The 23,613-nt window shown below is 68.8% G+C and carries 16 protein-coding genes; 7 read left to right on the top strand and 9 right to left on the bottom strand.

Annotated features, from left to right (window positions below):
- Window positions 1–572: 572 nt before the first annotated feature.
- Complete coding sequence (locus J7E96_RS03980) at window positions 573–1,580, bottom strand: GlxA family transcriptional regulator (protein WP_215127448.1); 1,008 nt, start codon at window positions 1,578–1,580, stop codon at window positions 573–575.
- Window positions 1,581–1,730: 150 nt separating this feature from the next.
- Between J7E96_RS03980 and J7E96_RS03975 the strand changes: the two genes are divergently transcribed.
- A complete protein-coding gene (locus J7E96_RS03975) occupies window positions 1,731–2,324 on the top strand; it encodes an isochorismatase family protein (RefSeq protein WP_215127493.1) in 594 nt (197 codons plus the stop codon).
- Between the two features lie 1,112 nt (window positions 2,325–3,436).
- Here J7E96_RS03975 and J7E96_RS03970 read toward each other — a convergent pair.
- A complete protein-coding gene (locus J7E96_RS03970) occupies window positions 3,437–4,087 on the bottom strand; it encodes a TetR/AcrR family transcriptional regulator (protein ID WP_215127446.1) in 651 nt (216 codons plus the stop codon).
- A 304-nt stretch (window positions 4,088–4,391) separates the two neighbouring features.
- Here J7E96_RS03970 and J7E96_RS03965 point away from each other — a divergent pair, with 304 nt between their 5' ends.
- The 4 genes from J7E96_RS03965 (at window position 4,392) to J7E96_RS03950 (ending at window position 8,667) form a co-directional block, all read left to right on the top strand.
- Entirely contained in the window at window positions 4,392–5,378 is a 987-nt protein-coding gene (locus J7E96_RS03965; protein ID WP_215127444.1) for a tetratricopeptide repeat protein, read from the top strand.
- 611 nt (window positions 5,379–5,989) lie between these two features.
- Window positions 5,990–6,622 (top strand): DUF6230 family protein, encoded by a 633-nt coding sequence (locus tag J7E96_RS03960; protein WP_215127442.1) that lies wholly within the window; start codon window positions 5,990–5,992, stop codon window positions 6,620–6,622.
- 115 nt (window positions 6,623–6,737) lie between these two features.
- Window positions 6,738–7,286: a DUF6114 domain-containing protein gene (locus tag J7E96_RS03955; protein WP_215127440.1), complete on the top strand. Its 549-nt coding sequence runs from the start codon at window positions 6,738–6,740 to the stop codon at window positions 7,284–7,286.
- Window positions 7,276–8,667: a hypothetical protein gene (locus tag J7E96_RS03950; RefSeq protein ID WP_215127492.1), complete on the top strand. Its 1,392-nt coding sequence runs from the start codon at window positions 7,276–7,278 to the stop codon at window positions 8,665–8,667. Before J7E96_RS03955 ends, J7E96_RS03950 begins: the two co-directional genes overlap by 11 nt.
- A gap of 98 nt (window positions 8,668–8,765) precedes the next feature.
- Here J7E96_RS03950 and pyk read toward each other — a convergent pair whose 3' ends face one another.
- The 3 genes from pyk to pta form a co-directional block, all read right to left on the bottom strand.
- Window positions 8,766–10,199 (bottom strand): pyruvate kinase, encoded by a 1,434-nt coding sequence (gene pyk, locus J7E96_RS03945; protein WP_215127438.1) that lies wholly within the window; start codon window positions 10,197–10,199, stop codon window positions 8,766–8,768.
- Between the two features lie 74 nt (window positions 10,200–10,273).
- Window positions 10,274–11,500 carry an acetate kinase gene (locus tag J7E96_RS03940; protein ID WP_308295828.1) on the bottom strand — a complete coding sequence of 409 codons (1,227 nt, stop codon included), beginning with the start codon at window positions 11,498–11,500 and terminating at the stop codon, window positions 10,274–10,276.
- Between the two features lie 32 nt (window positions 11,501–11,532).
- Window positions 11,533–13,608, bottom strand: a complete 2,076-nt coding sequence (pta, locus tag J7E96_RS03935) for a phosphate acetyltransferase (RefSeq protein WP_215127434.1) — start codon at window positions 13,606–13,608, stop codon at window positions 11,533–11,535.
- Window positions 13,609–13,870: 262 nt separating this feature from the next.
- Between pta and J7E96_RS03930 the strand changes: the two genes are divergently transcribed.
- Entirely contained in the window at window positions 13,871–14,896 is a 1,026-nt protein-coding gene (locus J7E96_RS03930; RefSeq protein ID WP_215127433.1) for an ATP-dependent 6-phosphofructokinase, read from the top strand.
- Between the two features lie 66 nt (window positions 14,897–14,962).
- Here J7E96_RS03930 and J7E96_RS03925 read toward each other — a convergent pair whose 3' ends face one another.
- The 3 genes from J7E96_RS03925 to J7E96_RS03915 all read right to left on the bottom strand — a co-directional run bounded on the left by J7E96_RS03925 (window position 14,963) and on the right by J7E96_RS03915 (window position 18,180).
- Window positions 14,963–15,637: a helix-turn-helix domain-containing protein gene (locus tag J7E96_RS03925; RefSeq protein ID WP_308295827.1), complete on the bottom strand. Its 675-nt coding sequence runs from the start codon at window positions 15,635–15,637 to the stop codon at window positions 14,963–14,965.
- Between the two features lie 124 nt (window positions 15,638–15,761).
- A complete protein-coding gene (locus tag J7E96_RS03920) occupies window positions 15,762–16,460 on the bottom strand; it encodes a response regulator (RefSeq protein WP_215127429.1) in 699 nt (232 codons plus the stop codon).
- 106 nt (window positions 16,461–16,566) lie between these two features.
- A complete protein-coding gene (locus J7E96_RS03915; RefSeq protein ID WP_215127427.1) occupies window positions 16,567–18,180 on the bottom strand; it encodes a sensor histidine kinase in 1,614 nt (537 codons plus the stop codon).
- A 141-nt stretch (window positions 18,181–18,321) separates the two neighbouring features.
- Between J7E96_RS03915 and J7E96_RS03910 the strand changes: the two genes are divergently transcribed.
- The gene (locus J7E96_RS03910; protein WP_215127425.1) at window positions 18,322–19,701 is read left to right on the top strand and encodes a cation:dicarboxylate symporter family transporter; all 1,380 of its coding nucleotides are present in this window, start codon (window positions 18,322–18,324) and stop codon (window positions 19,699–19,701) included.
- A 142-nt stretch (window positions 19,702–19,843) separates the two neighbouring features.
- On the opposite strand, the gene J7E96_RS03905 is transcribed toward J7E96_RS03910, so the two are convergent.
- Entirely contained in the window at window positions 19,844–23,344 is a 3,501-nt protein-coding gene (locus J7E96_RS03905) for a DNRLRE domain-containing protein (protein WP_215127424.1), read from the bottom strand.
- Between the last annotated feature and the right edge of the window lie 269 nt (window positions 23,345–23,613).

The raw sequence follows: 23,613 nt of genomic DNA, 5'->3' as shown, positions 1-23,613 counted from the left end.
GTGGGGCGCATGAGCTCTAGGCCCGGACTTCGCGGGTCGCTGAAAAGGTTCGCCGCAGCGGCTCTTCGGCGTCCGAACCCGACCGGATCGGACCGGCATTGCGATCGCCGTTGCGGACCGGACTGAGCGGCGATCGGTCGTGACCAGTTGATCTTCACGATCGGGTGACCTGCGAAGTACGGGTCTAGGGGGCGGTGCGGCCCCAGGCCCAGCGGCTGACGGGAACGGCCGTTGGCGCGGGCATCCCCATTCCCACGCACACGCGCACCCAGTCCGCAAGACGGCCGGCCGGTCGGCTCGACCTGCAGACCGTCCTGCCTGCGGGTGGGGCGCGACAGTTGAATGGGGGGACTCGGGCGGGTGTGGCGTCCGCCCCGACCGGGGGTCGGTGAAGCCTCAAGCCCGTTGCTGGTGTGGGTGGGTGGTGGGCCGCGGTGACGGTCGTGGGTCGAAACACTCCCGTGATGGCGGGAAGCGATACGGCTGTGACGGCTGCGGTTGGAGGGGCGTTGGGCCTCGTCAAGTGTGGGGTTCGTTGCATTTGACGCCCCTGAGCGGGCGATTGAAGCCGACTAGGTTCCGGCCTGCGGACCGATGGAGTGCCGGAATCGGTTTCGGTACTCCGTCGGTGTCGTGTTGAGTTTCCGGCGGAAGGCGCGGATGAGGGTGTCCGTCGTGTTGAACCCGCAGGTGGAAGCGATGCGTTCGAGGGTCGCATCCGTGGATTCAAGTTGATTGCGCGCTACTTCGACGCGGGCTGATTCGATGTAAGCGGCCGGGGTCATTCCAAGTTCACTTTTGAAGATTCGGGTGAGTTGCCGATCGCTCACATGGGCCTGACTCGCGAGGTCGGCGACAGTGAGCTGCTCGACGATGTTCCGTGTGATGTAGTGGCGAAGATCCTCGATGCGGCGCGTTGTCGAGACGGGTTCGAGCGGGACGCTGAACTGGCTTTGGCCGCTTGGCCGTTTCAGATACATCACGAGCTGCCGAGCGACGCGAAGCGCGGTGGCTTCGCCGAAGTCGTCGGCAACGAGGGCAAGCGACAGGTCAAGGCAGGCGCTGATTCCCGCGCCGGTCCACACATCGTGATCGCGAATGAAGATCGGATCGGCGTCGACCTCGATCGAGGGATGGTCGGCGGCGAGTTGTTGCGCGGTCGACCAGTGGGTCGTGGCGCGCTTGCCGTCCAGCAGCCCGGCTTCCGCGAGGATATGTGCTCCCACACAGACTGACGCGACGCGCCGTGTCTGGCCAGCGAGTGTCTTCACCCAGTCGACCACTGTGGGGTCGGTGATGGCGCGAACGCGGCGTTGGCTGTCGACTTCGACCGCGCCCGGCACGAGGAGTGTGTCGATACGCCTCACCGACACCTCTTGGAAGGTGGTGTCCGGGAGGACACGAACCCCGGCTGAGGTGGCTACGGGGTCCATGGTTTCGGCGGCCAGCACGACGTGGTACCCCGTCGCGTCGTCCACCTCGCGTTGCAGCAAGGAGAACACCTCCGGGGGGCCTGTGATGTCCAGCAGGTCGACGCCGTCGAAAAGCATGACGACAACGAGTCGTTTGACACTGCTCACTTGGTCTCCGCTCGTGTCGGCACACGCGATGTCTGTATCTGCATGTTAGGCGACATTGCCGACACATCTGGTGGGTCGTAGCGTTCAACGCACAGCCACCCCGTGCTGTGGAGCGGACCTCTCAACACGACGCCCGAGGAAGGCACTTCAATGGCTACGACAACCCTGCGTGAGCTCAACGGCTTCGACCAGACCCCTGCATCGCTGGCCGATGCGACACTGATTCTGGTCGACTACCAGAACACCTACACCACTGGCGTGATGGAGCTGACGGGTTGGGACCCCGCCCTCGACTCTGCCGCCGCATTGCTGGCCAGGGCCCGCAGCGCCGGAACGCCGGTCATCCACGTCGTGAACGACGGTGGCGAAGGAAGCCCGTACGACATCCGGACCGAAATCGGCCAGATCCACCCCCGTGTGGCTCCGATCGAGGGCGAACCTGTAGTTGCCAAGACGGCCGCTCCCAACGCATTCGTCGGCACCGACCTGGGCGAACACATCGACGCGGCCGGCAACAAGAACGTCATCATCGCTGGGTTCATGACCAACATGTGCGTGACCTTCACAGCGGAAGGCGCGTTCCTGCGCGGCAACCAGCCGACAGTGGTCGCCGACGCCTGCGCGACACGGCCTCTGCAGACGGTGGTCGCCGACGTGTCTGCGGAACAGATCCACCACAGTGCGCTGGCAACGATCGCTGACCTTTACGGAATCGTCGTCCCGTCGGGCGCGTCTTTGAGTTGAACACCGAGGCTAGTATCGCCCTCCTCACGGAATCCAATAGCCGCACCTACAGCACCTTCATGGAGCGCCATGCTCGCCCCGACGGCATATCGCCGTTCGCGCACGAGACCCCGCCCACCGAGGAGGAAGTTGCTGAGTGGCGCTTGTGGGCCACGACCGTTTTCATCCCGAACATCCGGGCCATGCGGGACCTCGTCCTCACATGTGTCGGGCTACGAGATCACAACCGCTCGCTGGGCGCAGGGCAACTACGACAAGCACTTCTCGGTGGTGGCGTTTCCGGGTGACGAGCTCGGTGCGTATGCCCGAGAGGGATTCACTCAGCTGAAGACGGAACAGGCCCGTCTGCTGAGGCGCCAGTAGCCCCCAAGCAAGCGTCGTGTTGCAGTCAGGCCGCCGGGTGCCATTGGTGTGCACCGAACCCAGCACATGACGGAGGTTGAGGCCTTCTCTTGGGTCGAAAATGGGATGAAAGGGGCACTCCTGTGCGTCATGTGCGGGGTTCGTCCCACCACGCCCCGGCCGAGAGTGTCGAGTCGACCGCCTGCGAGCGTCGTCGCCCGTCCGGCCGCACCATCGGCAGGACCGCCGACTCGTGGACACCCCTCCACCCACCCACACCAGCAACCTGCTTGCGGTCCAACCGACCACCGGCCGGGGCGGACGCCACACCCACCCGAGTCACCCCATTCAACTGTCGCGCCCCACGCGCGCCGACATGAGTTCGCACGTCGGCCCGGCAGATCAAGCGGCCACCGGCGTGGGTGCTTGTATGCGTGGGAATGGGGATGTCGCACCAACGACCGTCCCCGCACCCGCCGAGACTGGGGCCGCGCCGCCCCCTAAACAGACCGCGCCCCACCCACTCGGCCGTCGGCCACCGAACCCGCCCGCGCTACTCCCCGAGCCCCCGTGCAGGGCGTTTTTCTTTGGGCCGTCCCCGTATAAGCGTTAGCGGTGGGCCGGGGCGGCGGGTCAAGGGGAGCCCGGAGGGTTCTCGCGCAGCGACGCGACCGCAGGAGCGCCCTTGACGCGCCGTCACGGCCCACCGACACTCGAGCGCTCGGGACGGCCCGAAACCCCCAGAAGCAAGCTTTGGTTTGGTGGTGAGGTCACCCCCGAGGCACCGGGCCCGTCGTCAGGCCGTTCACCAGCAGCATTGAGAAGTCGTGCGCCCACTCCCTGTCCACCGGTTCCGCGCTCACCAGTGCGCGGTGGACGACGGCGCCGGCGATGACGTCGAAGATCAGGTCCGCGTTACGGGCCGCCTGCGCGGGGTCGTCTTCGTACGGCAGCTCGCCGCGCGCCTGCGCGCGTTCCCGGCCCAGCAGCACCAGGCGCTTCTGGCGGTCGACGATCGCCGAGCGGATGCGCTCCCGCAGCGCCTCGTCTCGCGTCGACTCCGCGACCACCGCCATCAGCGCGGTCTTCGCCTCGGGCCGGTCGAGCAGCGTGGCGAACTGGAGCACTACGCCCTCGACGTCGGAACTCAGGCTGCCCCGGTCGGGGAGCTGGAGTTCGTCGAAGAGGACGGCCACGGCGTCGACGACCAGCTCGCTCTTGTTCGCCCAGCGGCGGTACAGCGTCGTCTTGGCAACGCCGGCCCGGCTCGCCACATCCCCCATCGTCAGCTTTGACCAGCCCAGTTCCACCAGCGCCGCTCTCGTCGCCTCAAGGATCGCGGCGTCGGCCTCGACGCTGCGCGGGCGGCCGGTGCGGGCGGGAGGGCTGTGGGGTGTGTGTGGGGGCTGGCTGGGGGGCATGACCGCGACCATACCGGTCGGTAGGTGGCTGGTCCTGGTGAGCGAGATCACCGTATACAGCCGTCAAGAGGGCCGGCTTTCGAGTTACGCTACGACCAGTAGCGAAAGAGCGGCCAGTCGAGGGACAGTCGAGCGACAACCAAGCGACAAGCCACTGGCGCGAGGGTGGGGACCCCGCGCCAAACCCCGGTCCTCCTCGGGACCCTGGGCCGTGTTCGTCCGTACGCCCCGCAACCGGCGGGGGGCTGCGGACGGGCGCGGTCGTGTGTTTCTCTACCGCGCGCGAAAGGGGGAGGATGTACGTATGCAGCCTAGGAACATGTCCATGAGCGGCGTCGTCGACCTCGCCGCGGTGAAGGCAGCCGGCGAAGCCCGGCAGAAGGCGGAGCAGGCGCGTGCCGCCGCCACCAAGGACGGTGGTGGTGGCGGAGCCGTTGCTCCGTCGAGTCTGGTGATCGATGTCGACGAGGCCGGCTTCGAGCGCGATGTCCTCCAGCGCTCCGCCGAAGTCCCGGTCGTCATCGACTTCTGGGCCGAGTGGTGCGAGCCGTGCAAGCAGCTCGGCCCGCTCCTTGAGCGCCTCGCCGTCCAGTACAACGGCCGTTTCCTCCTCGCCAAGGTCGACGTCGACGCCAACCAGATGCTGATGCAGCAGTTCGGGATCCAGGGGATTCCGGCTGTCTTCGCGGTAGTCGCCGGACAGGCGCTGCCCCTCTTCCAAGGCGCGGCCCCCGAGGCGCAGATCCGCGAGACGCTCGACCAGCTGATCCAGGTCGCCGAGGAGCGCTTCGGTCTGACCGGCATCGCCGTCGACGCGGCGGCCGGTGCCGGCGCCGGTGAGGCTCCGGCCGAGGCGGCCGAGGCGCCTGCCGGGCCGTACGACGCGCTGCTCGAAGCAGCGGCGCGCGCGCTGGACGCGAACGACTTCGGCGGCGCGGCCCAGGCGTACAAGAACGTGCTCGTCGACGACCCGGGCAACACCGAGGCCAAGCTGGGCCTCGCGCAGGCCGAACTCCTCGCGCGCGTCCAGGACCTCGACCCGCAGCAGGTGCGCAAGGCCGCTGCCGAGAACCCGGACGACGTGGCCGCGCAGGTCGCCGCCGCCGACCTGGATCTGGTCGGCGGACATGTGGAGGACGCCTTCGGGCGTCTGGTCGAGACCGTGCGCCGCACGGCCGGTGACGACCGTGACGCCGCGCGGGTGCGGCTGCTGGAACTCTTCGAGGTGATCGGCGGTGACGACCCGCGCGTCGCGCCGGCGCGAGCGGCGCTGGCGAGGGTGCTGTTCTGACCGGTGGTCCGACCGGCCTTCTGGCCGGTGGTGCCCTTGAGGCAGCCATCGTTGATTTGGCGACACAGTGACAAGAGGCGGCCGCGTTTTACCAAAACTTGGTAATCGCGGCCGCTGTTACTTGTAGTAAGTTGATCAAGGTATTCTGCCCGTTTCTGGGCGACAATCATTGCCTTTTTCCCGTCACTTGACGGCACCGTCCGGGCTCGTCGATGCCGGGCGGTCGCGCTTCGGTTATCCGGCCGTTACTAGCGAGTAACGAACCCCCTTGTGCCCCGGCCGCGAATGCACCACGATCGGCCACGCTCGGTCCAATACCGCATCAGCCCGACAGCCAATCGGCGCCGCGGTCCCGTTGGGTCCCCACCGAGCCGGTCGGCGGCAGTGCTGCCGATCGTGGACAGGGGGGTCTCTGCCGAACGGCGGGGCCTGTCCAGCAGGTTGCGCGAATGCGTGGCCAGTGGTTGTCGCTCGGGGGTGATCGCCGGTGTTTCGGAAGTCGTTCGCGCCTCCGATACGGGCGCTCTCCTTCCCGAGGACGTAGCACTTCTCCCATCCCCCTGCGGGCCCCTGCCCGTACCGGAGATGTACGTCCGAGAAGGAGGAAAGTCATGGAGTCTGCAGTTCGTGGCGGGACCAGATGGAAGCGGTTCGCCGTCGTCATGGTGCCGAGCGTGGCCGCGACGGCCGCGATAGGTGTCGCCCTCGCACAGGGCGCGCTCGCGGCATCGTTCAGCGTTTCTGGCCAGAGCTTCAAGGTCAGCGCGGCGAAGCTCGAAGGTAAGGGCTTCTTCCAGTACGGAGGAATGGCCGAAGGCACCGACCTCGAGGGCAACAAGGCTGCCCACCCGGTCGCCGTGTCGGCGTTCAAGACCGCCGAGATCACCAAGATGTGTCAGTCGGTCGTGACGCCCAACGTCCCGGTCTTCGGCAACATCTCGCTCCAGCTCACCGCTGGAGGAAACGGTACGCCTGTCAAGGCGGAGAACCTGTACCTGGACGTCGAGGAGCTCGGCGCCAACGCCGTGTTCAAGAACATCGACATCGGTGTGGCGGCGGGCAAGGCCACCAAGGGTCCGGGTATCCAGCCGGGCACCAGGGCCAACCCGTACGGCTTCTCGCAGCAGGCCGACTCGGCCGTGCTGACCGACGTGAAGCAGAAGGCCTGGGCCACCACGGCTGGCACGTTCAAGCTCAGTGGTCTGAGCATGAAGCTGCACAAGGGCGTCAAGGAGTGCTACTAAGCACTCCCTCTGCGGGCGGGACGCGTGACACGTCGCACGAGGCGTCGCGTCGTCCCGCCCGCTACCCCCTCTCTCATCTCTGCACAGCAACACCGGTTCCAGGGAGCTGTTTTCCATGAGCGCCGAGTCCTCGGGTCCGAGCCGCGATTTCACCTACTGGCGGCTGCGCTTCCGTGCCTGGCGGGGCGGCCGGCCGTTCTGGGCGGGCCTGCTCACGCTGGTGGGCGGTGTGCCGATCGCCTGGCTTCCGTACGCCGAAATCAAGATCGGCCACCTCACGATGGCCATGGCCACCACCGCGGGAGCGGGCTCGCTGATCATCGGCGTACTGCTCGTCACTCTCGGCCTGACCATGTGGTACCACCACATCGTCCGGATCTTCGCGGGCGTCGCCTCGATTCTGCTGGCGCTCGTCTCGATCCCCGTGTCCAACCTGGGCGGCTTCGGGGTCGGCTTCCTGCTGGCCCTGATCGGCGGAGCCCTGTCCATCTCCTGGGCGCCGGCCGAGCCGGATGCGCCCGGTGAGTACGCCGCCATGCCCGGCGAGGCCCCGCCCATGGGCGACGAGCCGGTCGGTGGCCCGCAGGGCACGGGCGGTACGGACCACATGTACGCAACCGACACATCTGTTGACGCCAATGGCGGGAGGAACAGTGCGGGGTGACGAGGCGGAGCTGACTGCGGCCGGAGGCGACCGGACCCGTGAAAGAAGCGGGCCGCGTCACGCGGCCCCCAGGAAGTCGCTCCTGACGAAGCTGCAAATACCCGCGGGCAAGGCGATGGCCCTGGCCGCGATGCCCACGGCCGTGTTTGTCGGCATGGGGCTCACCCCGAAGCTGGCACTCGCCGACGACCAGGTGACGAACCCCTTCGCTCCCGGCCCCTGCGTAACGCGCTCGGACACTCCTGACCCTGACGCCTCCGAGTCGAAGTCCCCCTCGGCCAAGCCGTCGTCACCGACGGCCACGCCGAGCTCCGGTACGACGCCGGGCAAGCCCGCGCAGACGGAAACCCCGCAGCCGGGCGAAACGCCGTCGGCGAGCGCGAGTCCGAGTGCGAGCAGTACCGCGCCGGCCACCGACCCCACCAAGGAGCCGGAAGCGGGCGAGACCGCGACGCCCAAGCCGGCTCCCACGGAGAGCGAGGGCCAGGGCGAGGGCGAGACCAAGAACCCGCTCGACCCGCTGGGTGTGGGCGACGCGATCAAGGACGTACTCGACGGGCCGGACAAGGAGACCGCTTCTCCGGAGCCCTCCGACACGGAGCCCGCCGACGGCGGCAGCGCGACCACCAAGCCGGACGCCACCGAGCCCGACGCCAGCAAGCCCGACGCCGACGAGCCGAAGGACCCGGCCGCCAAGAACCCGGTGGGCGACGCGGCCGGTGACGCGGCCGACAAGACCGAGGACGCCATCAGGGACGCGGCGGACAAGGTCGGCGCCAAGGTCGAGGAGCTCGGCGACGAGGCCAAGGGCACCGCGGACGACGCGAAAGACGCGGCGGACGACGCGGCGGACGGCAAGGCCGACGATCCGGCCGCCGACGCCGACGGCAAGGAGCCCTTCCCCTGCCCGACCGCGGACCCCGACGCGCTCGCGAACGCCGAGCTGGAGCAAGGCATCCCGGACCTGCCGGACGACCCGTGGATCCTGGAGAGCACGAAGCTCACCCTGCGCGGGCTCGACTACAAGGGCATCGTCGAGGTCAGGACCGGCAGCGGCAAGATCAAGAAGGTCCTGAAGTTCACCGCCGAGAAGACCGACATCAAGGACCTGCACCAGAAGGTCGTCGGCCCCAATGGCACCACGGCCCACGTGCAGGCCGCGGACGGTTCCACCTCGACCATCCGCGAGGGCACGGTGACCATGTACACGGAGAAGCTGAAGGGCAACCTCTTCGGCCTCATCCCGGTCACGTTCAGTCCGGAGACTCCGCCGCCGCTGAATGTTCCGGTCGCCGTGTTCACGGACGTCACCGTGACCCAGGCCGGCCAGTTCGGCGGCACGCTCATGGTGCCGGGGCTGCACAACTTCTACACCGGCTGAGAGCACGCCCATATCGCACCGAAGCGCCGGAACGGCGGTGGCCCGTCCCCGGATCAGTGGGGCGGGCCACCGCCGTTCGCGTATCGCGGGAGCCTGGATCAGGCGGTGTGCTCCCCGCCGCCCAGGTGGTGCACCCGGACCATGTTGGTGGTGCCGGGTACGCCGGGGGGCGAACCGGCGGTGATGATCATGGTGTCGCCGTCGTTGTAGCGCTGGAGCTTGAGCAGCTCGGCGTCGACCAGGTCGACCATCGCGTCGGTGTTGTCCACGTGCGGGACGACGAACGACTCGACGCCCCAGCTCAGTGCGAGCTGGTTGCGCGTGCCGACGTCGGTCGTGAAGGCCAGGATCGGCTGCGCCGCGCGGTAGCGGGACAGCCGGCGGGCCGTGTCGCCGGACTTGGTGAAGGCGACCAGCGCCTTGCCGTTCAGGAAGTCCGCGATCTCGGCGGCCGCGCGGGCGACCGAACCGCCCTGTGTACGGGGCTTCTTGCCCGGGACCAGCGGCTGGAGGCCCTTGGAGAGCAGTTCCTCCTCGGCCGCGACGACGATCTTCGACATCGTCTTGACCGTTTCGATCGGGTACGCCCCGACCGAGGACTCCGCGGACAGCATGACCGCGTCGGCCCCGTCCAGGATCGCGTTGGCGACGTCGGACGCCTCGGCGCGCGTCGGACGCGAGTTGGTGATCATCGACTCCATCATCTGGGTCGCGACGATCACCGGCTTGGCGTTGCGGCGGCACAGCTCGATGAGCCGCTTCTGCACCATCGGGACCTTTTCGAGCGGATACTCGACGGCCAGGTCACCACGGGCGACCATCACACCGTCGAACGCCATGACGACGCCCTCCATGTGCTCGACGGCCTGCGGCTTCTCCACCTTGGCGATGACGGGGACCCGGCGGCCCTCCTCGTCCATCACCTTGTGGACGTCCTTGACGTCGTCGGCGTCGCGCACGAAGGACAGCGCGACCATGTCGCAGCCCATCCGCAGGGCGAAGCGCAGGTCGTCGACGTCCTTCTCGGACAGCGCGGGGACGTTGACCGCCGCGCCGGGCAGGTTGATGCCCTTGTGGTCGGAGACCACACCGCCCTCGATCACGATGGTGTGGACCCGGTGGCCCTCGACCGCGGTGACCTTGAGCTCGACGTTGCCGTCGTTGATCAGGATCGGGTCGCCCTTGGAGACGTCGCCGGGCAGACCCTTGTAGGTCGTGCCGCAGATCGACTTGTCGCCCGGGACGTCCTCGGAGGTGATGACGAACTCGTCCCCGCGGACCAGCTCGACCGGTCCTTCGGCGAACTTCGCCAGCCGGATCTTCGGGCCCTGGAGGTCGGCGAGTACGCCCACCGCGCGGCCCGTCTCCTCGGCAGCCTTGCGGACCCGGTCGTACCGGCTCTGGTGCTCGGCATGGGTGCCGTGGCTGAAGTTGAATCGGGCCACGCTCATGCCGGCATCGATGAGAGCGACGAGCTGGTCATGGGAGTCGACGGCGGGACCCAGTGTGCAGACGATTTTGGAACGGCGCATGAGGCGGATCCTATCGGTTTGTTTCGCTGCGGAATATTCCGTCTGGTGGAATGTACAAATGGGCGGGATGCCGCTCAGGCGTTGACCAACGCATACGTCTGCCGTGCGATTTCCAGCTCCTCGTCCGTCGGTACGACGGCGACCGCGACCCGGGCGTACTCCGGCGAGATCAGCCGCGCCGCGTCCGCCCGTACGGCGTTGAGATCCGCGTCCACCACCAGGCCCAGCTCCTCCAGGCCCGCGATCGCCGCCGCGCGTACGGGCGCGGAGTTCTCGCCGACACCCGCAGTGAAGACGACCGCGTCGACCCGGCCGAGAACGGCGTAGTAAGAGCCGATGTATTTCTTCAGCCGGTGGATGTAGATCTCGAAGGCCAGCAGCGCCCGCTGATCACCCTCGTCGATCCGGCGGCGTATCTCCCGCATGTCGTTGTCACCGCACAGACCGACCAGACCGCTCTTCTTGTTCAGCAGTACGTCGATCTCGTCCGTGCTCATCCCGGCGACCCGCTTGAGGTGGAAGACCACCGCCGGGTCGATGTCACCGGAGCGCGTACCCATCACCAGCCCCTCCAAGGGCGTCAGTCCCATGGATGTGTCCATGCACACCCCGCCCCGCACGGCGGAGGCGGATGCCCCGTTGCCCAGGTGCAGCACGATGACGTTGACCTCGGACGGGTCCTTGCCGAGCAGCTTGGCCGTCTCGCGCGATACGAACGCGTGCGAGGTGCCGTGGAAGCCGTAGCGGCGGATGCGGTGGGCGTCGGCGGTCTCGACGTCGATCGCGTAGCGGGCCGCCGACTCCGGCATCGTCGTATGGAAGGCGGTGTCGAAGACCGCGACCTGCGGCAGGTCGGGGCGCAGCGCCTGCGCGGTGCGGATGCCGGTGATGTTCGCCGGGTTGTGCAGCGGGGCGACCGGGACGAGCCGCTCGATCTCCGCCATCACCTCGTCGGTGATCACGGTCGGGGCGCTGAACTTCAGGCCGCCGTGTACGACGCGGTGGCCGATGGCGGCGAGCTCGGGGGAGTCCAGGCCGAGCCCGTCGCGCGCCAGCTCCTCGGCCACGGCCTTGAGCGCGGCCTCGTGGTCGGCGATCGGACCGGTGCGCTCGCGCTTGCCGGAGCCGTCGCCCACCAGCGGACTGTGCACCAGACGCGAGGTCTCCTCCCCGATCCGCTCGACCAGGCCGACGGCGAGGCGAGAGCTGTCGCGCATGTCGAGCAGCTGGTACTTCACCGACGAGGAGCCGGAGTTGAGGACGAGGATGCGCGTAGCGGCGGAATCGGCGGAAGCAGTCACGGGAGCGGCGCCTTCTTGGATCGGAGTGGCAGTCATACGGTCTCGCCCTGGGCCTGGATCGCCGTAATGGCGACCGTGTTGACGATGTCCTGCACCAGTGCGCCGCGCGACAGGTCGTTGACCGGCTTGTTCAGGCCCTGGAGGACCGGGCCCACGGCGACGGCCCCGGCCGAACGCTGGACGGCCTTGTAGGTGTTGTTGCCGGTGTTCAGGTCCGGGAAGATCAGCACGGACGCCTGGCCCGCGACCTCGGATCCCGGCAACTTGGTGGCGGCGACGGACGGCTCGACCGCCGCGTCGTACTGGATCGGCCCCTCCACCGGCAGGTCGGGCCGGCTGGCGCGCACCAGCTCGGTGGCCTGGCGCACCTTGTCGACGTCCGCGCCGGTGCCGGAGCTGCCGGTCGAGTACGACAGCATCGCGATCCGCGGTTCCACGCCGAACTTCTCGGCCGTGCCCGCCGACTGGACGGCGATGTCCGCGAGCTGGACGGCGTTCGGGTCCGGGTTGACCGCGCAGTCGCCGTACACGAGCACCTTGTCGGCGAGCAGCATGAAGAAGACCGACGAGACGATCTTGGCGTCCGGCTTGGTCTTGATGATCTCGAAGGCGGGACGGATGGTCGCGGCGGTGGAGTGCACCGAGCCCGACACCATGCCGTCGGCCAGGCCCTCGTGGACCATCAGCGTGCCGAAGTAGTTGGCGTCGGCGACGACGTCGTACGCCAGCTCCACGCTGACACCCTTGTGGGCGCGCAGTTTCGCGTACGTCTCGGCGAAGCGGGCGCGCAGCTCGGAGGTCTGCGGGTCGATGAGCTGGGTTTTCGTGAGGTCGATGCCCAGGTCGGCGGCCTTCTTGCGCAGTACGTCGACGTCGCCGAGCAGCGTCAGGTCGCACACGTCGCGGCGGATCAGTACGTCGGCGGCCCGCAGCACGCGCTCCTCGGTGCCCTCCGGCAGCACGACGCGGCGGCGGTTGGCGCGCGCCCGCTCCAGCAGCTCGTGCTCGAACATCATCGGCGTGACGCGGCCGCTGCGGGCCACCGCCATGCGCTCCAGCAGGTCGTTGGTGTCGACGTACCGCTCGAAGAGGCCGAGTGCGGTCTCCGCCTTGCGGGGCGTCGCGGCGTTCAGCTTGCCCTCCAGGGTGAAGAGCTCGGCCGCGGTGGGGAAGGAGCCGCCGGCCACCGAGACGACCGGGGTGCCGGGCGCGAGGCGCGAGGCGAGGGTGAGGACCTCGGTGCCGGGGCGTTCGTCGAGGGTCAGGAGTACGCCCGCTATGGGCGGGGTCCCGGCGCTGTGCGCGGCGAGCGCGCCCACCACCAGGTCGGCGCGGTCGCCGGGGGTCACGACGAGGCAGCCGGGGGTCAGGGCGTTCAGGAAGTTCGGCAGCATCGCGCCGCCGAAGACGAAGTCCAGGGCGTCGCGCGCCAGGCCCGCGTCGTCGCCGAGCACCACCTTGCCGCCGAGGGCGTGGGTGATCTGGGCGACCGTGGGGGCGGCCAGCGCGGGCTCGTCGGGCAGGACGTAGCAGGGGACCGGGAGGCGCGCCTTCAGGCGCTCGGCGATCTCGGCGCGGTCCATGGGGGCGACGCGGTTGGCGACCATGGCGAGGACCTCGCAGCCCAGCGCCTCGTACGCGCGGTACGCGTTGCGGGTCTCGGCGCGCACCGCGTCGGCGGGCTGCTTCCTGCCGCCGACCACCGGGATGACGGATGCGCCGAACTCGTTGGCCAGGCGCGCGTTGAGGGCCAGCTCGTCGGGCAGCTGGGTGTCGGCGTAGTCCGTACCGAGGACGAGGACCACCTCGTAGTCCCGCGCCACCCGGTGGAAGCGGTCGACGATGCGGGAGACCAGCTCGTCGGTGCCCTTCTCGGCCTGGAGCGCCGACGCCTCCTGGTAGTACATGCCGTACCCGGTTTGCGGGTCCTGCGACAGCCGGTAGCGGGCGCGCAGCAGGTCAAAGAGGCGGTCGGGCCCGTCGTGCACCAGGGGGCGGAACACACCCACCCGGTCCACCTGGCGGGTAAGGAGCTCCATGACTCCCAGCTCGATGACCTGCCGGCCGTCTCCCCGGTCGATCCCGGTCACGTACACGCTGCGCGTCACGCGTGCTCTCCGTCCAGTTAGGGTGGTCTTGCCCTCTTGACAATACCCGTGTGGGTGGATAGGGCGCCCGCCGGGTAGGGGGCTGTGAGACGCGGGTCCGAAGCCCTCGCACGGGCGCATCCGCAAGGCCTGCGTAACGCCTCCGTATGGCGCGATTACGTCCACTAACGGAGGAGTAGCCGGAAGCGCGGACCCCATGCGAGCCGTGAAACAATCGGATTCTGGCTCACATGTACCACTAGCGAGCAGGAGACACAGCACGATGCGCATCGGAGTTCTCACCGCAGGCGGAGACTGCCCCGGGCTGAACGCAGTGATCCGGTCGGTCGTGCACCGGGCCGTCGCGGGTCACGGCGACGAAGTCATCGGATTCGAGGACGGGTTCAAGGGCCTGCTCGACGGCCACTACCGCCCTCTCGACCTCAACGCCGTCAGCGGCATTCTCGCCCGCGGCGGTACGATTCTCGGCTCCGCGCGCCTGGAGCGCGACCGGCTGCGCGAAGCGGCCGAGAACTGGCACGAGTTGTCGGAGCGCTCCGGCATCGACGCGCTCATCCCCATCGGCGGCGAGGGCACGCTCACCGCGTCCCGGATGCTGTCGGACGCGGGGATGCCGGTCGTCGGCGTACCGAAGACCATCGACAACGACATCAACGGCACCGACCGCACCTTCGGCTTCGACACGGCCGTCGGCGTCGCGACCGAGGCCATAGACCGCCTCAAGACCACCGCCGAGTCCCACCAGCGCGTCATGGTCGTCGAGGTCATGGGCCGGCACGCGGGCTGGATCGCGCTGGAGTCCGGGATGGCGGGCGGCGCGCACGGCATCTGCCTGCCGGAGCGGCCCTTCGAGGTCGACGACCTCGTGAAGATGGTCGAGGAACGCTTCGCGCGCGGCAAGAAGTTCGCGGTCGTGTGCATCGCGGAGGGCGCGCGTCCGGCCGAGGGCTCCATGCCGTACGAGAAGGGCGCCATCGACCAGTTCGGGCACGAGCGCTTCACCGGCATCGGCAACCGGCTCGCGAGCGAGCTGGAGAAGCGGCTCGGCAAGGAGGCCCGGCCGGTCATCCTCGGCCACGTCCAGCGCGGCGGCACCCCGACGGCGTACGACCGTGTCCTCGCCACCCGCTTCGGCTGGCACGCCGTGGAGGCGGTGCACCGGGGCGACTTCGGCAACATGACGGCGCTGACCGGCACCGAGATCACGATGGTGCCGCTGGCGACGGGGGTCGAGGAACTGAAGACGGTCCCGGAGAAGCGGATGTACGAGGCCGAGTCGGTCTTCTGAGCGGAACGCTCGCGCAGAGCGGCCCTGCCCCCGAGGGGGGAGGGCCGCTCTGCTTCGACCCGTCCGTCAGCGGGCGAGCTGCCAGAAATGGCTGAGGATGTCGTCCAGGAACTCCCGGCCCTTCGCGCCGTCCCCCGAATCGCCGCCGCTCCAGCTCAGCGTCGACATCATCCGCGACTGGTAGTCGGTGTGCAGGCGCTGGAGTATGTCCTCCAGTTCGCGCCGCTGCACAGGAATCAGCTTCGCGATCGGCCGTACGTACGCCTGCCAGCGCGTCGTCACCGCGCTGCGCAGCATCTCGGCCAGGTCCTCGTCGCGGCCCGTCGCCGTGACGAACTCCCGCGGTGAAAGACCAAGGACCTCGGAGAGAGCCGCGGACTGCCGCTCGTTGCCGCGCCACCGCTGCGCGTCCTCCATCCGCTGGTACGCGCCCGCGTCCACGCCCACCATCCGCGCCAGATCCGGCGCCGCCAGACCTCGCGCCATCCGGTGCTCGCGCAGTGTGTTCGGGGCGGCGATCAGGTCGCCGACCGCGCACCACAGGACACCCGCGAGGGCGGTGACCTCCTGGGAGTCGGGCGCGCGCTGCCCGCGTTCCCAGGCCACTACGAGGTCGGGGCCGATGTTCAGGCCGTACTGCGCGCGCAGCCCGTAGGCGACATGGCCGGGCGCCATGCCGAGGGCCTCGCGCAGTTGGCGCGCGGCGAGAGCGTTGAAAGGCGGAGAGGGGTGCACGGGCACACCGTACGGAGAAGAGGGCCCCGGTGACTACGGTGCGTTCACCCAAGATAACAAGTCGTAGGAACGTCCTACAATCCAACGTTCACGCATGCCACCCTCAGGTTACCCCCGAGTCACCCCAAGGTCACCCCTTGCGTACGGGGAGCCAGCGGTAGTGCAGCTCCGGGCGGCCGACCTGGCCGTACTGCGGAGTGCGCTCGGCGCGGCCGGCCGAGACCAGGTGTTCCAGATAGCGCCGGGCGGTGATCCGCGAGATCCCGAGGGCGGCGGCGGCCGCTGCGGCCGTCGTTCCGTCCGGTGATTCGCGCAGGGCACGGGTCACCGCCTCCAGCGTCGGGGCGCTGAGCCCCTTGGGCAGGGCGGCGGGCTGGGGAGTGCGCAGGGCGGAGAGCGCGCGGTCCACCTCGTCCTGGCCGCTGGCCTCGCCGACCGCGGCGCGGAACTCGGCGTACCGGGTGAGGCGGTCGCGCAGGGTGGCGAAGGTGAAGGGCTTCAGGACGTACTGGACGACGCCGAGCGATACCCCTTCGCGTACGACGGCCAGATCGCGGGCCGAGGTGACGGCGATGACGTCGGCGGTGTGGCCGGCGCCGCGAATGGAACGTACGAGCTGGAGGCCGTGGCCGTCGGGGAGGTAGAGGTCCAGGAGGAGCAGGTCGACCGGCCCGCGGTCGAGGGCCCGGAGTGACTCTCCCCGCGAATGCGCGACACCGGCGACGGCGAAGCCGGGGACCCGGCCGACGTAGAGCGCGTGGGCGTCGGCGGCGACGGGGTCGTCTTCGACGACGAGGACGCGGATGGGGGGCGACGCGGCGGCACTCATGCGCGTCTCCAGGGCCGGCGCGGCCACGAACGGGGGCTCCGCCGCAGACCCCGCTCCTCAATCGCCGGAGGGGGGCCAGAGGAGGCCGTCGGGGAGGTTCGCCCGCTCATGGCCGCACCTTCTCCTTCGCCGCTTCCGCTTCCGCGCGCAACGGCAGCCGTACCGTGAACTCCGCCCCGCCGCCACCCGCATCGGTCAGCGCTATCGTGCCGTCCGCCCGGTGCACCGCCTGCCGGACCAGCGCCAGGCCCAGCCCGCGCCCCGCGCTCTTCGTCGACCAGCCGCGGGCGAACACCGCCTCCGCCGACGCGGGGGCCACCCCCGGCCCGGTGTCCGCGACGCGCAGCAGCAGCTCGGAGCCCTGGTCCGTGCGGGCCGTCACCGTGACCCGCGCACCGTCGCTGCCCTGCGCCGCGTCCACCGCGTTGTCGATCAGGTTGCCGAGAATCGTCACCAGGTCCCGGGCCGGCAGGGCGCGCGGCAGCAGCCCGTCGTCGATCCGGCTGTCCTCGTCCAGTACGAGCGCCACGCCCCGCTCGTTCGCCTGCGCCGCCTTCCCCAGCAGCAACGCCGCCAGCACCGGCTCTCCCACCGCGCCCACGACCTTGTCGGTGAGGGCCTGGGCCAGTTCGAGTTCCGCCGTGGCGAACTCCACCGCCTCGTCGGCCCGCCCCAGCTCGATGAGGGAGACGACGGTGTGCAGGCGGTTCGCCGCCTCGTGGGCCTGCGAGCGCAGCGCCTGCGTGAAGCCCCGCTCCGAGTCCAGCTCCCCGGACAGGGCCTGGAGCTCGGTGTGGTCGCGGAGGGTCACGACCGTACCGCGCTGCTCGCCGCCCGTGACCGGCCGGCTATTGACGACGATCACCCGGTCCGCCGTCAGATGCACCTCGTCGACGCGCGGCCCGGAGGCGAGCAGCGCCGCCGTCAGCGGGCCCGGCAGGTCCATTTCGGCCACCGGGCGGCCGACCGCGTCCGGCCCGACGCCGAGCAGTTCGCGGCCGCCGTCGTTGATCAGCGCGATGCGCTGGTGCCCGTCGAGCATCAGCAGCCCTTCCCGTACGGCGTGCAGCGCGGCCTCGTGGTAGTCGTGCATGCGGCGGAGCTCGCCGGCGTTCATGCCGTGGGTGTGCCGCCGGAGCCGGGCGTTGATGACGTACGTACCCAGACCTCCCAGGGCGAGCGCGCCCGCCGCTACGACGAGCAGCGCCGCCAGCTGCTGCCGTATCTGCGCGCTGATCGTGTCGATGGTGATGCCCGCGCTGACGAGCCCGACGATCTTCTCGCCGTCCCGCACCGGTGCCACCACCCGAACCGAGCGCCCCAGGACCCCTGTGTACGTCTCGTGGAAGGTGCGGCCCTGCAGCGCGGGCTCCGTATGTCCCCGGAATGTCTTGCCGATCTCGGCCGGCTCCGGATGCGTCCAGCGGGTCCCGTCAGGCGCCATGACCACGACGAAGCTGACGCCGGTCTCCTTGCGCAGGGCCTCCGTGTACGGCTGGAGGACGGCCGTCGGGTCGTCGGAGCGGGCCGCTTCGACGACCGCCGGGGACTTCGCCACCGCGGTTGCGGTCGCGAAGACCTGCCGCCGTGCGGTCTCCTCGGCCTGGGACCGGTCCGAGACGTACGCGAAGACCGCGCACCCCGCGACAATCGCCGCCACCAGGACGACCTGCATCGCGAAGAGCTGGCCGGCCAGGCTGCGGGGGCGGGGAATGCGCATGCCGCAAGTGTGCCTGAGGCCGTCTGGCCGAAGACCTGTGAACGTAAAGCACGTAACGGTGACGGGTGTCACAGGGGTGATGGATAGTCGCCGGGACCCATCGGGACGTGGGTATCGCAGGACAATTCCGAGGAGGCCCCCGTGGCAGGCACAGCAGGCACAGCAGCCGCAAGGCGGGACCGTACGCACTACCTGTACATCGCAGTCATCGCCGCCGTGTTTCTCGGCATCGTGGTGGGCTTCGCAGCCCCCGGTGTGGCCGTCGAACTCAAGCCACTCGGCACCGGCTTCGTCAATCTCATCAAGATGATGATTTCGCCGATCATCTTCTGCACGATCGTGCTGGGCATCGGCTCGGTCCGTAAGGCCGCCAAGGTGGGTGCGGTCGGTGGCATCGCACTCGGCTACTTCACGGTGATGTCGCTCGTCGCCCTCTCCATCGGTCTGCTCGTCGGCAACGTGCTGCACCCCGGTGACAGCCTCGCGGTGACCGACGCGGTCAAGGAGGCGGGCCAGGGCCAGGTCGCGGCCGAGGCCAAGGACACGGTCGAGTTCCTGCTCGGAATCATCCCGACCACGTTCGTTTCCGCCTTCACCACGGGTGAGGTCCTTCAGACCCTCCTGGTGGCGCTGCTCGCCGGCTTCGCGCTCCAGGCCATGGGCAAGGCCGGCCAGCCCGTGCTCCGTGGTGTCGAGCACATCCAGCGGCTCGTCTTCCGCATCCTGGCCATGGTGATGTGGGCGGCGCCGATCGGTGCCTTCGGCGCGATCGCGGCCGTCACCGGCTCGGCCGGTCTCGACGCCCTGAAGAGCCTCGCCGTACTGATGCTGGGCTTCTACGTCACGTGCTTCCTCTTCGTCTTCATCGTGCTCGCCGCGCTGCTGCGCGTCATCGCGGGCCTCAACATCCTCACGCTCTTCAAGTACTTGGGCCGTGAGTTCCTGCTGATCCTGTCCACCTCCTCCTCCGAGTCCGCCCTCCCGCGGCTCATCGCGAAGATGGAACACCTGGGCATCAGCAAGCCGGTCGTCGGCATCACGGTTCCGACCGGCTACTCCTTCAACCTCGACGGCACCATGATCTACATGACCATGGCCTCGCTGTTCATCGCCGACGCCATGGGCGACCCGATGTCGCTCGGGGAGCAGATCCCGCTCCTCCTCTTCCTCCTCGTCGCGTCGAAGGGCGCGGCGGGCGTCAGCGGAGCCGGCCTCGCGACCCTGGCCGGCGGCCTGCAGTCGCACCGCCCGGAACTGGTCGACGGCGTCGGCCTGATCGTCGGCATCGACCGCTTCATGAGCGAGGCGCGCGCCCTGACGAACTTCGCGGGCAACGCGGTGGCGACGGTACTGATCGGCACGTGGACGAAGGAGATCGACAAGACCCGCGTCGACCAGGTGCTGGCAGGCCTGGCCCCCTTCGACGAGAAAACCCTCCTCGACGACACCTCCGCCGACGCGGGGGAAGCAGAGGCACTCCCCGAGCCCCGGGACGTCAACAAGACGGCGGCGACTGTCTGACCGCCCGCGCGCGGCGAACGAACACACGGCGGCGAAGAGCGCCGCCACGCAAGACGCTCGGCCTGGACATCCCAGCCGAGCGTCTGCACGTGTGGCGACGCCCGCGCAACCGTCATGCCGACCGCGTCGTCCCGCTGATGACTCAGCCGATGGCTTGCTTGTTCTTCCAGCCGACTCCGTTGCCGACGCTGAGGATCTGCACGCCGCCGTGCGCCATCTCGCCCCTGGTGCCGGCGTAGAAGCGCACCGCGCCGTCGGCCTTGATCGTCCAGATGTCCGGGATGCCGTCGCCGTTCACGTCGGGCGTGCCGAGCAGGAGCCGGACATTACTGGTGTGCCAGCCACTGGCGCCGTAGACCAGGTCGCTGCCGCCCGCCGAAGCCGCTCCCGATCCGAGGGAGGCCAGGTCGGTCCCGCCGCCTGCGGCGGGCTTGCCGGTGCGGAGGTACAGCCGCGATGTCTCGTCGCTGCGGTAGACGAGGTCGGTGACTCCGTCGCCCGTGATGTCCATGACGGAGACGATGTCCCGTGGTTCCCATGCCGAGGAGGAGAGTCGCACGGCCTTCTCGATGGTGGCGCCGTTGTACCCGATCAGCGCCCAGAGCTCGGCTCCGGATGTCACCAGGAAGTCGGCCTTGCCGTCCCCCGTCGCGTCTCCGGACGAAACGAGCTGGCTGTAGCCGGCCGGGTCGGGCGCGTTCGACGGAAGCAGGATCTGCTGCCGCTTGTCGATGTTGACCGCGCCGTAGCCGTCACCCGGATACACCCAGAGCTGGCCCTTCACGCGTGCCACGAGGTCCAGCAGACCGTCACCGCCGTAGACGTCGCTCTGGTGGGTGATCAGCGAGCCGTTCCAGTACGCCGAGGGTGGCGAGGCGTAGACCGGCACGTCGTCGCTCCCGTTCGGGTCCTTCGCGGGGTTTCCGCGATAGGCGCCGGACATGGAAGCCGCGATGTCTCCGGTTCCCTTGGCGAGATTGGCAGGGGTCGCCTCGGCCGGGTACATCCGCAGGTTGCCGTTGCCGTCCACGATGAACATGTCGGGCAGGTCGTCCCCGGTGAAGTCACCGGGCTCGTCCGCCTTGTCCCGTGGGGTCACGTAGAAGAGGTACTTCGTGGGGGCGGACTGGTGTTGTGCTCCGTCCACGGCCCATACGTAGAGCACGTTGGGTCCGGCCAGCGGCGGCTTGATGTTGTCCACCGTGGTTCCCCACCAGGTGGGCGCGTTGGCCGCGCGGGGCACCGAGAAGGTGGGGGAGCCCTGGTTGAAGCCGTACTTGAACTCGACGACGTCCGTCTGGGCCGCCTTGAAGGTGAACGAGCCGGCGGTCCCGAACTTGACCGTGCTCCAGGTCGAGTCCTCGCTGTCGTTGTTGAAGCCGTCGTCCGACGCGTCCGCGTCCGGGAATTGCTCCGACTTCACCTTGGGCGGCGACGGCACCGAGGAGTCGAAGACGAACCGGCACGGTAGCTTCGAGGGGGAATAGGACGAGGAAGCGCCGAACTTGTCCACCGACTTGGCCCGCCAGGAGTACGTCACACCGTTGACGAGTTTGAGGCTGCTCGTGGAGGTCCCGCCGGTAAGGAACGGTTCGCTGTGGACTCGTGCGGAATCGCTCTGGCTTCCTACGGACACCTTGCTCCGGGAGCCGAGCATGTTGGCGCCGCCCTTGCTGGGCCTCAGGTCGAAGTTGACGGACGCGAGGTTGCCGTCCCTGTCGCTCGCACTGGCCCACAGGGTGAATGAGGAGGCGCCGAGAGTGGTGTAGGGATAGGTCGTGTCGCAGCTCAGCTCCGGGTCGAGGTCCAGGCCGGTGGGAGCGTTGGGCTTACGGTTGTAACTGAGGTCCACATATGGGTCGCTGCCGCCGTTGGCCTGGAACTTCTTCCAGGAGTACTGGGAGTCCTCGTCGGTCGCCTTGAAGCCGATGGTCATCGTCGGCCAGCCTTTGCTGACGGCGCGCTGGGCCGTGGACTTGACGTCGAAGGAGACGTAGTCGTCTCCGCAGCTGCTCTTCCAGCCGTACGCGAAGCTGTCCCTGCCGATTTTGTTGCCGTCGGACATCGACGGCGCGTTCTTCCAGTTCGTCTTGGAGTTGATCGTGCCCGTGAGGTGCACGGACATGCTGCGCTTCTGACAGGACCATGAGTAGGTGTTCAGGGCCGTCAGCTTGGCCTTGCTCACGGTCGCGCCCGCGAGATCGTCGTCCCAGTCGATCGTGAAGAACGAACGCGAGGTGCCCCAGGTGTCGGACTCGAAGCCGACGCGGGCCTCGTGCGTGCCGCCCTTGTTGAAGTTCTTGCCGTTGTAGAACTTCGCGTTCGGGTGCCTGCTGTACGCCGTCGTCCAGTCGTTTGTGTGCTTGCTGACCGAGGGGTCGATGAAGACGGGATAGACCGTGTCCGGGTCGGCGAGGAACTCCTGATCCGGGATGAGCACCCAGTCACCGGCATCCAGGTGTGCTTCGACGAGTGAGCCGTGCGAGTCCGGCTGGGGCCCGTTGAGGGCGGGCAGCGAGAGGGTGGCGGCGGCGCCGGTCTGCGACGGTTCCGGTGTCGGCTCAGCCGGTACGGGCGGATTCGTCGACGCCGGTTCGGTGGCCGAGGGATCCGGCGCCTCGTCGGTGGCCTCGGTGAGCACCTCGTTGAACGGGTCGTCCACGTCCCCGTCCTGGACTGAGTCCGTGGGTTCGGGAGTCGCGGTCTCCTGCTCGTCGGGCTCCGGCGGTTCCAGGCCGGCCGATTCGGAGGGCAGGACCTCGGGAGGCAAGGTGGCACCGTCGCCGGCCTGCCCGTCCGTGAGCGCCGAGGTGCCCGCGTTGTCCCACATCAGGGGAGTGGGCGATTCGGCCACGTCGTTGCCGCCCTCGTCCTGCGCGCTGACGATCCCGGACACCGGGTCCAGGGAGAAGCTGAGGTCGGGAGAGGACAGCCCGTAGGCCAGCCGGGCCACTCGCGGATCGGCGGCCGCCGCCCGGGTCTTCACGACGAGCAGCTGGGCGAAACCGTTGTCGTCCGCGGTCAGGACAAGATCTGCACCCGGCAGGATCTCCGGATACAGCGCGCGAGGCCCGTCAATAATGGGTGTGGGAATGGTTTCCGGCCAGGTCAGGACTATGTCGTGGCCGTCTACGGTGATCGTGGCGAGCGTGTTACCGGTGCCTGGCACGATGGCCCCCGGCAGCAGCGAGACGTTCCGTACGGAGCTGCGGGACGCGCGCTTGGCACCGGCCTTCTTGGCACCGTCGGAGAACACCATCGCGGTGTTCGTGGACTTGGGGGACCAGCCGCCGTCCACCCGCTTCAGGTCGCTGTCGATGGCCTTCCAGACGCCGTCGGTCTTGGCTCGTATCGGACTTGAGTGGATACGCCGCATCAGTGAGCCGTCCGGCTGGGCCCACGTCGTGGAGTACGCCGTCCGCAGCGCGGTCGCCTCCACCGGCTTCCGCTTCTTGGCCGCACGTACCGCGGCATCCGCCTCGTTCAGCGGAGTACGCGGCTGCGCGGCGCGCGGCTTCGCCGACTCCTCGGTGTCCCGTGACTCGGTCAGTCCCGCGTACGTCAGTCCGGAGGCCACTACAACGGCCGCCGCGACAGCCGCGAGCGACCGGCGTCCGGGCATCCGGCGCCATCTGCTCGTCATGAGCACGATTCCTTCCCCCCACCAGCTGACAATGCGACCAGATCATGACTCACGCGACGGAAGCCGTCACGCTTCTGCTCTGGGGAAGGGCGGAACAGCCGGGACGGAGCCCCCGCGTGGTCGGTCGGACCGAACTGCCGGACGGCGGTGATGAGCGAGACGCGTCCCGCCACCAAATGCGGCCAAGTCGCGCCCAAGCACGCTGAAGTGACGGGCAATTAGACGCCGATTGCGCCACGATGAGTCATTCCGGAACTCCGACATGAGAA

It is taken from the genome of Streptomyces sp. ISL-96, assembly GCF_018614035.1.
Classification (GTDB): domain Bacteria; phylum Actinomycetota; class Actinomycetes; order Streptomycetales; family Streptomycetaceae; genus Streptomyces.
Note: the sequence above shows the minus strand (reverse complement) of the source record. Positions and strands in the feature narration are given on the sequence as shown.